Source organism: Halomicrococcus pelagicus, assembly GCF_050954125.1.
The window spans coordinates 1-552 of sequence record NZ_JBPBWC010000054.1 but is presented as its reverse complement, the minus strand read 5'-3'; the positions used below and the strand labels follow the sequence as shown (position 1 = coordinate 552).

The 552-nt window shown below is 57.6% G+C and carries 1 protein-coding gene; it reads right to left on the bottom strand.

Annotation, left to right across the window (positions count from 1 at the left end; genetic code table 11):
- The coding region (locus ACRYA2_RS26600) for an RNA-guided endonuclease InsQ/TnpB family protein (RefSeq protein ID WP_433634828.1) at window positions 1-552 on the bottom strand (552 nt) is incomplete at both ends.

Sequence of the window (552 nt, the reverse complement as noted above, 5' to 3'; positions counted from 1 at the left end):
ACAGTCCTGACACACGAACCGCTTGTCGTCACGATTGTCCTCGTGGGTAAACCCACAGTGCGAACACCGCTGACTCGTGTACGCCGGGTTCACCATGTCCACGAACAACGGCGTGGATTCGACCTTGTACTCCACGAGTTCCACGAACTTCGCGTAGGCCCACTGCTGGAACTTCGAACCATTAGCGATGTTCTCGCGGATATGGTCGAGGTTCTCGAAAATGATGCCGTCAGCGTCAGCAGACTGGGCTTCTGCGATGAGGTCGTTGGCGCGATTGTGGAGCCAGTCCAGCGACCAATCCGAGAAGCGGCTACCGATGGACTGAATCGTGAGATGAGCTGACCGTGTTCCCGTCTGTTGCAGTTTGGCGCGGCGTTGTTCGTACTGGTCGCGTCTGTGGGTGAGGTAGTCAGCACTGCCGATGAACTCTCCAGTGGAAGTGACGGCGAACGCGCCAGTCACGTTCAGGTCAACACCGAGAACCACTCCGTTCTCGGCACCATCATCATCGTGACTGGCTTCTTGGCGTCCGCTTGCGTCACCCTCGTAGTC